Below are 7,115 nucleotides of genomic sequence, written 5' to 3'. Positions count from 1 at the left end.
CGAAGCACTCGAGGCATGGAAAATCGCGGCCAATGTCGCTTGATGTGAGATCGGCACGCCAACCTGAAGACTGGCTGAGTTAATGTGACAACACCATGGAAGTGAATGGCGTCCGCATGAATACGGATTACGATTGGGTGACGACCGCGCATTTCAACATTCTGGGAGAGTTGCCGGTCATTACGGTTCCGATCGGCGTGACAGCTGATGGTCTGCCAGTCGGCATCCAAGTGATCGCAAGGTCTTTCGATGACGCAAAAACCTTTCGGGTGGCAACCGCCGTGGAGGCCATCGCTCGCAATGCATGGCGCCTGCCGGCCGGGTCGGATTCGTAGCTTCTGTTTGCAGGGAATGGCCGGGATCCGCCCCTCGTGCCGATTGACGCGGTTATGTCCATCTTCCTGCGCCCCGACAGCAGCAGGGCTGCGCGCGGGTTGCCAGTCTTCCGGTCGATTTGATCGGGGACGCGTCAGCCACGAGCGTCTCCGATCAGCTTGCCATGGCAATGGCTCACCAGGATTGCCGAACTTCCAGTTTCCCGTTTTTCCAGGTGGCGATCCCGAAGCGGTCAGCGCCTGCGTGATCGTCCTTGCTGTAGGAGATCGGCGCGTAGATGCCGGTTTCGAAATCCCGGGTCTGCTCGAGCGACGCGAGCAGGGCGTCGGTCGTAATCTCGCCCTCGATACGTTCCAGCGCCTGCACGAACACCATCGCCGCGGCGACGCCCTGATAGGCGAAATAGCCCGGACGCAAATCCGGATCATAGGCGTTGAGGATCTCGTTGACCGAGGCGACCTTCTCGGAATCGGGCAGGGAGACCATGTAGATCACGTCCGTGCCCTCGATGGCGTCGCCGCCCAGCTCGGCAAAGATCGGATCGGTCGCCAGCGGATGCGCCACGAATTTCGGCGACCAGCCCCGTTGCGCCGCGGTCTTGAGAAGCAGCGCGAGCGGTTTGGCGATACCCAGCAGGACCACCACATCGGGATCGGCATTCTGCAAGGCGGTCACTTGTCCGGTCAGATCGATATCGCCGGGCTCAAAGGAGACTTCGGCAACGATCTGGTCCTCGCCAAGCTCGGCGGTCAGCCCTTCCAGCGGGCTCTTGCCGAAGGGATCGTTCTGATAGGCTACCGCGATACGCTGGGCGTTCAGGTCATCGCGCACATAGCGCGCCATCTTCGCGCCCACCTTGTCGCCCGACGGCAGGATGCCGAAGACATAGGGCGATGTCGGCTCCAGAAGGTCCGGATGCCCGGCGATGGCCCCGATCAGCGGAACCTTCTTTTGCTCGATCAGCGGAAGCACCGCGAGATTGGTCACGGTGCCAAGCGTGCCGACAAAGGCCAGGATCCCCGTCCGGTCGATCATCGACCGGGCGACCGAGACCGCCTCTTGCGGGTTGTAGGAATCGTTCTCGGTGATCCACTCGATCTTGCGGCCGTTCACCCCGCCTTGCTTGTTGATATGGTCGAAATAGGCGTTTCCGCCGCCCCGGACCTGCGCCGCCCCGGCGGCGAGCCCGCTCTGGATCGGCAGGAACGCCCCGACCGTCACGGTGTCGTCGGTCACGCCCTTCTGCTCGGCCGGCGCGGCGCCGATGCCCAGTGCCGTCACCAGCATGGCGGCGGCCGTGTTTCGGATGATTTTCATGTCTGCACTCCCTTTGATGATGGTCTCGTGATTGCTCAGGCGGTGCCCAGATATGCCGCCGTCAGTTCCTTGTCCTGCATCAGATCCCGCGCCGCGGCCGATTTGACGATGCGGCCCTTTTCGAGGACGAAAGCATGGTCCGAGATCCGCAGCGCCAGATGGGCGTTCTGTTCGACCAGAAAGACGGTGATGCCCTGCGCGTTGATGTCCCGCACCAGCTGCATGACGTCGCGGATCAGAACCGGGGCCAGCCCCAGCGACGGCTCGTCCAGGAGTAGAAGACGGGGTTTGGCCATCAGCGCGCGGCTGATCGCGACCATCTGCTGCTCGCCCCCCGAAAGGCTCTTGCAGAGCTGCCGCCGGCGCTCGGCCAGCCGGGGGAACATCCGGTAGATATCGCGCAGCTCGTCATCGAAGCGCCCGCGACGGGTATAGCCGCCCAGCCGGATATTCTCCTCGATCGTCAGATCGCCGAAGAGCTGTCGCCCCTCCGGCACCAGCGCGACGCCGTGGCGCACCCGTCGGCGCGGTGTCCATTGCGCGACATCGGTGCCATCGACCATGATCCGTCCCCGTCCCGGCGTCTGCAGCCCGGCGATCGTGTTCATCAGCGTCGACTTGCCCGCCCCGTTCGAGCCTAAAAGACAGGCGATCGTGCCGCGCTCGACCGACAGGGACACATCCTTCAAAGCGGTATTGCCACCATAGGCGACGGTGAGTCCGTCGATCTCAAGCATCTTCCAGATCCTCCCCGAGATAGGCCTCGATCACGTCGGGGTTTGTGCCGATCTCGGCGGGCGTGCCCTGCGCGATCTTCTGCCCGTGATTGAGAACGACGATCTCGTCGGAGACGTCCATCACCAGCGACATGTCGTGCTCGATCAGCAGGATGGTCAGGCCGCGCGCGTCGCGCAGATGCCGGATGAGCCGGCCCAGCTGTTCGGTTTCCGAGGGGTTCGCGCCCGCGGCAGGCTCATCCAGCAGCAAGAGCCGGGGCGCAGCGACCAGCGCCCGCGCCAGTTCGACCCTTTTCTGCTCGCCGAAGGACAGGGTGCTCACGATGCTGTCCGCACAATGCGCCAGCCTCAGCGCCTCCAGCTCGCGCTCGACCAGCTCGGTCGCCTGCCGTTCGGCTCGTCTGGTTTTCGGCCCGCGGACCAGATCCGACCAGAACCCGGCCCCGAGGCGGAAATCGCAGCCGACCAGCACATTGTCGCGCACCGTCATCTCGCCGAAGAGTTCGAGATTCTGAAACGTGCGCCCGACACCCGCGCGGCAGAGATCGTGCGCCCTGGTCTGCAGCAGATCCGCATCCTCGAAACGGATGCTGCCCTCGCTGGGCTGGTAGATGCGGCACAGACAGTTCAGAAGCGTGCTCTTGCCGGCGCCATTGGGGCCGATTAGCCCCATGACCGTTCCGGGCATCACGTCGAAAGAAACATGGTCGAGCGCCGTGAGGCCACCGAAGCGGCAGGTGAGATCCCTGATCGACAGATGCGCAGCCATCACAGATGCCCTCCCTTGCCGCAGGCCGAAGCGCCGCCGGGGCTGCGCGAGAGGGCAGCCGCGATCCGACGCGTCAACCCGGCCAACCCTTCGGGCAGAAAAAGAACCACCAGGATCAGGATCACGCCATAGGCGACCATCTGAGCTTCGGCGAGACCACGCATGAATTCGGGCATGAGCGTGACGAAGGCCGCGCCGATGAAGGCCCCCATCAGCCGCCCAGCCCCGCCGATGACGATCATGGTGATGAAGGATAGCGACACCGCCAGCGTGAAGCTGGACACGCTGAGATAGCCCACCAGATGCGCGAAGAGCCCGCCGGAAATGCCGGTCATGAAGGCGCTCAGCACGAACACTGTCACCAGGCTGGCCCGCCGGTTCACGCCCGAGCTGCTGGCCGCCGTCGGGCTGAGCCTGAGTGCCTGAAGCGCCCGCCCGCTGGGCGCGCGCTGCAGATTGTAGATCATCCAGGTGAAGATCAGCGAGATCAGCATGATGAGGTAGAAATAGGGCATGTCGCTGACCAGCTCGGTGCCCAGCACGCTGGGGCGCGGCACGAACATGCCCGACCGGCCGCCGGTCACGGTTTCCCATTCATGCAAGGTCCGCTCGACAACCATCGAGAAGGCCAGCGTCGCGATGGCGAGGTAATGCCCCTGCACACGCATCGCCGGGATCGCGACCAGCAGGCCGAAGACCGCCGCCAGAAGGCCGCCGCACAGAATGGCGATCTCGAAGGGAATGTCGAAGCGCGTAACCAGCACCGCCGCCCCATAGGCGCCGAGCGCCCAGAACGCCGCATGCCCGATCGAGATCTGTCCCGCCTGCGCGACCAGAACATTCATCGCCAGTCCAACGATGTAGTAGATCCCGATCATGCACAGAATATAGACCATGTAGCCGGGTGCCAGCACCGGCGCGATCACCAGGGCCGCCAGAAGGACCGGATAGATCAACTTGTTCTTCAGGCTCATGGCGGATCAGACCTTTTTCACAGCGGGCTTGCCGAACAGCCCTTCCGGCTTGATCATCAGAACGGCGACGATGACGACGAATGCGATGGCATCATCGAAGGCGGCCGAGATGTAGACGGTCGTCAGGCTTTCGATGATGCCTACCAGAATGCCGCCGATGACCGCGCCGGGCAGGCTGTTGAACCCGCCCAGGATCGCCCCGGCCAGCGCCTTGAGCAGCACGAAGAACATCATCTGCGTGTCGATGAACGTGATGGGCGCGACCAGCAGGCCGGCAATCGCCCCGATCCCGCCCGCTATCGCCCAGGACAGCATGGACACGCGCCCGACCGAGATCCCCATGAGCTTGGCGGCATTGCGGTTCATGCTGGCCGCCCGCATCGCAACGCCTTCGCTGGAATGTTCCAGAAAGACATAGAGGACGGCGAGCACGAGGATCGAAACGCCGGCGATCGCGAGGCTATTGGGCGCGATGAAGGTCCCGCCGATATTCAGCGGCCGGTCGGGCAGCAACGACGGGAATGGAAACGCGTCATAGCCCCAGATCCAGCCCGCCCCGTAATGAAAGATGTAGAAAAGCGCGATCGCCACGATGAGCGAATTCAGCGGCGGCATGCCCACAAGCGGCCGGATGACGACCCGTTCGGTCGCCGCCGCGATGGCCGCGCCAATTGGAAAGGCCAGCAGCAGGACGACACCCAGCGGCAGGCTGTAGCGCGACACCAGGACCAGGCAGATGAATGTTGAGAACATCGCCATTTCGCCTTGGGCGAAGTTGATGACATCGGTGGACTTGTAGATCAGCACCATCGACAGCGCGATCAGCGCATAGATGAAGCCGATGGCCGTGCCGGATATCAGAGCCTGCGCCAGCACCATGTCAGGCCCGACCTTCGAGACCGTGGGCCTCGGCTTCGGTGGCGGCGGGGATCTTCATCTCGAATGTCTCGTTGATGACCGCGTAATCATGATAGCCCATTCGGGCGATCGGCCGGATCTTGGGGATGTCGATCTTGCCGTCCGGGGTCAGTACCTCGTCGTTGATATGGATCCGCGCGACGCGTGCGAAGACGATGTCGATGGTGGCCACCGTCGAGTTGGCCGGCAGGCGGTGGGTGGTGATGTATTCGCACTCGAAGTGGCATGGGCTCTCGGCCACGCGCGGCACGTCGCAATCGACGGAGGCCGCCTTGGTGACGCCGGCGCTTTCGAATTCGTCATGCTCGAATGGCGAATACATCGCGGAGTTGTTCACCGCCTCGCGCAGATCCCAAGTCGCCATGTTCCAGACGAACCAGCCGGTCTCCTCGATATTCTTGACGGTATCCTTGCGCTCGCCATGAATGGTCTGATTGGCCGAAAACATTACCATGGGCGGATCGAAGGTCAGGTTCTGCCACTGGCTGTAGGGCGCGAGATTCGCCACGCCGGATTTGCTGAGTGACGAGATCCAGCCGATGGGGCGCGGCACCGTACAGCTTTTGAACGGTGAGAATTCTAGAGGGCATTTTTCCGAGAGGGGGGAATAGTGCATTTTTGGCAACCTTGTCTTTTATGACCGTATTCTTTCATGGACGGCACAGCGATCGTCGCGGACCCGACAACCCTGACCCCACCCGTTTGACCGCACCGGAGGGGTCGCGAATATGCGGCCTCGGTACTGGTCACAGCGCGCTGATAGCGGGCGGCAAACCTACGCTATATGCAGCCGATATATCGGTTGCATGTCAAGCGTTAATATTTCATAGGATTTCGAAAGGAGTACGGAGATGACCGAGGAACCAGGAAAGGCCGCGCAGGCATACAAGGCTATCGAGGCCATGATCCTTTATGGCGAGGTCGCTCCGAATTCGCTGGTTTCCGAGGCGCAGCTGATGCGGCAAACCGGACTGGGTAGAACCCCGGTTCGCGAGGCCTTGCAGCAGTTATCGCGAAACAGGCTGGTTGAGATCTACCCCAGCAAGGGTGTGTTGGTTCCGCGCGTGTCAGTCGAGGAACAGCTACGCATTCTAGAAACACGGCGCGTGCTCGAGGTGCTGGCCGTCAGGCTTGCCTGTGAACGCTCGACAGAGGAGGAAAGGCAGCGAATGGCCAGCATGGCCACGTTTCTTTCCCGCCACGAACCCGAGATCCGTGAATATATCGGAACGCTGACCGAAACCCATGACCTGATCGTCGCGGGGGCGCATAACGAGTATCTGACCATGGCGATGGCCCCGCTTCAAGGTCTGTCACGCCGGTTCTGGATCAGCCGGCTGACGGACGGACCCCGCGAAATCCGGATCGGGTCAAAACTGCATATCATGACTTTAAAGGCAATTGTCGCCCAGGACAGCGCCGCCGCGGAAAAGGCGTCGCTGAATCTAAACGACTACCTGGTCAACTTCGCGCTCGACAGTATCGGCGGAACATCGGGTAAAGGCCCGCGACTGAGCGACGGCGCTCTTCAAAGTGATTTTGAACCATGAAACGCCTAGGGTCAGGTCTGGTACGAGGCGGTTTCTCGTGCCGCCGGGCTTTGGTTGGCTATATCACAGGAGGCAGCCGACCACCATCATTTAATACCTTGCATTCAGCATGTCCTCGATTGCACGTGTGAGCGATACGTGAACCGTGCCTTCTATTGGCGTTGAGGGTAGGGGTGTTGGCCCATTTCCTCCATCATCTTTTCGCGGAAGACCTCTGCGGGTGTCTTCCAGCCGAGGCATTTGCGGGGCGTTGCGTTGAGGCGGTCGCAGATTATCTTCAATTCATGATCTGAGAGGCACATTCTAAGCTGGGTTGCGACAAATCCTCTATCCTGCTGGAAAGCAAGGAGAACGGAAGATGGCCTACACAGAGCTGGATTTGCGCGAACGGCGTAAGATCGAGGATATGCTGAATGCAGGGTGTTGTCACATTAACTCAGCCAGTCTTCAGGTTGGCGTGCCGATCTCACATCAAGCGACATTGGCCGCGATTTTCCATGCCTCGAGTGCTTCG

Annotated in this window: 8 protein-coding genes and 1 pseudogene; 2 read left to right on the top strand and 7 right to left on the bottom strand. The window is 61.7% G+C overall.

Going from position 1 to position 7,115, the window contains the following annotated elements:
* Window positions 1-116 precede the first annotated feature (116 nt).
* On the top strand, window positions 117-335 hold the full coding sequence (locus tag BW975_RS17700) for an amidase family protein (RefSeq protein WP_170846632.1): 219 nt from the start codon (window positions 117-119) through the stop codon (window positions 333-335).
* Window positions 336-510: 175 nt separating this feature from the next.
* On the opposite strand, the gene BW975_RS17695 is transcribed toward BW975_RS17700, so the two are convergent.
* Genes BW975_RS17695 through BW975_RS17670 form a run of 6 tightly spaced genes read right to left on the bottom strand, consistent with a single transcriptional unit; the run spans window position 511 to window position 5,667 of the window.
* Complete coding sequence (locus BW975_RS17695) at window positions 511-1,653, bottom strand: ABC transporter substrate-binding protein (protein WP_076535667.1); 1,143 nt, start codon at window positions 1,651-1,653, stop codon at window positions 511-513.
* Window positions 1,654-1,688: 35 nt separating this feature from the next.
* Window positions 1,689-2,390: an ABC transporter ATP-binding protein gene (locus BW975_RS17690; RefSeq protein WP_076535666.1), complete on the bottom strand. Its 702-nt coding sequence runs from the start codon at window positions 2,388-2,390 to the stop codon at window positions 1,689-1,691.
* On the bottom strand, window positions 2,383-3,159 hold the full coding sequence (locus BW975_RS17685; protein ID WP_083687191.1) for an ABC transporter ATP-binding protein: 777 nt from the start codon (window positions 3,157-3,159) through the stop codon (window positions 2,383-2,385). The genes BW975_RS17690 and BW975_RS17685 overlap by 8 nt, the downstream gene beginning before the upstream one ends.
* The gene (locus BW975_RS17680; protein ID WP_076535665.1) at window positions 3,159-4,133 is read right to left on the bottom strand and encodes a branched-chain amino acid ABC transporter permease; all 975 of its coding nucleotides are present in this window, start codon (window positions 4,131-4,133) and stop codon (window positions 3,159-3,161) included. Before BW975_RS17680 ends, BW975_RS17685 begins: the two co-directional genes overlap by 1 nt.
* Window positions 4,134-4,139: 6 nt before the next feature.
* Complete coding sequence (locus tag BW975_RS17675; protein ID WP_083687190.1) at window positions 4,140-5,012, bottom strand: branched-chain amino acid ABC transporter permease; 873 nt, start codon at window positions 5,010-5,012, stop codon at window positions 4,140-4,142.
* A gap of 1 nt (window position 5,013) precedes the next feature.
* The gene (locus BW975_RS17670) at window positions 5,014-5,667 is read right to left on the bottom strand and encodes a flavin reductase family protein (RefSeq protein WP_076535664.1); all 654 of its coding nucleotides are present in this window, start codon (window positions 5,665-5,667) and stop codon (window positions 5,014-5,016) included.
* A gap of 235 nt (window positions 5,668-5,902) precedes the next feature.
* Here BW975_RS17670 and BW975_RS17665 point away from each other — a divergent pair, with 235 nt between their 5' ends.
* Entirely contained in the window at window positions 5,903-6,601 is a 699-nt protein-coding gene (locus tag BW975_RS17665) for a GntR family transcriptional regulator (protein ID WP_076535663.1), read from the top strand.
* A 152-nt stretch (window positions 6,602-6,753) separates the two neighbouring features.
* On the opposite strand, the pseudogene BW975_RS17660 reads toward BW975_RS17665, so the two are convergent.
* Window positions 6,754-6,882 (bottom strand): annotated as a pseudogene (locus tag BW975_RS17660) (IS30 family transposase); the annotation flags it as partial.
* Window positions 6,883-7,115 lie beyond the last annotated feature (233 nt).

This window comes from Roseovarius nanhaiticus (assembly GCF_900156535.1).
Lineage (GTDB): Bacteria > Pseudomonadota > Alphaproteobacteria > Rhodobacterales > Rhodobacteraceae > Roseovarius > Roseovarius nanhaiticus.
Note: the sequence above shows the minus strand (reverse complement) of the source record. Positions and strands in the feature narration are given on the sequence as shown.

Coding starts and splice junctions, on each gene's coding strand:
- BW975_RS17700 (WP_170846632.1), top strand. CDS start 117: ATGAATACGGATTACGATTGGGTGACGACCGCGCATTTCAACATTCTG.
- BW975_RS17695 (WP_076535667.1), bottom strand. CDS start 1,653: ATGAAAATCATCCGAAACACGGCCGCCGCCATGCTGGTGACGGCACTG.
- BW975_RS17690 (WP_076535666.1), bottom strand. CDS start 2,390: ATGCTTGAGATCGACGGACTCACCGTCGCCTATGGTGGCAATACCGCT.
- BW975_RS17685 (WP_083687191.1), bottom strand. CDS start 3,159: ATGGCTGCGCATCTGTCGATCAGGGATCTCACCTGCCGCTTCGGTGGC.
- BW975_RS17680 (WP_076535665.1), bottom strand. CDS start 4,133: ATGAGCCTGAAGAACAAGTTGATCTATCCGGTCCTTCTGGCGGCCCTG.
- BW975_RS17675 (WP_083687190.1), bottom strand. CDS start 5,012: ATGGTGCTGGCGCAGGCTCTGATATCCGGCACGGCCATCGGCTTCATC.
- BW975_RS17670 (WP_076535664.1), bottom strand. CDS start 5,667: ATGCACTATTCCCCCCTCTCGGAAAAATGCCCTCTAGAATTCTCACCG.
- BW975_RS17665 (WP_076535663.1), top strand. CDS start 5,903: ATGACCGAGGAACCAGGAAAGGCCGCGCAGGCATACAAGGCTATCGAG.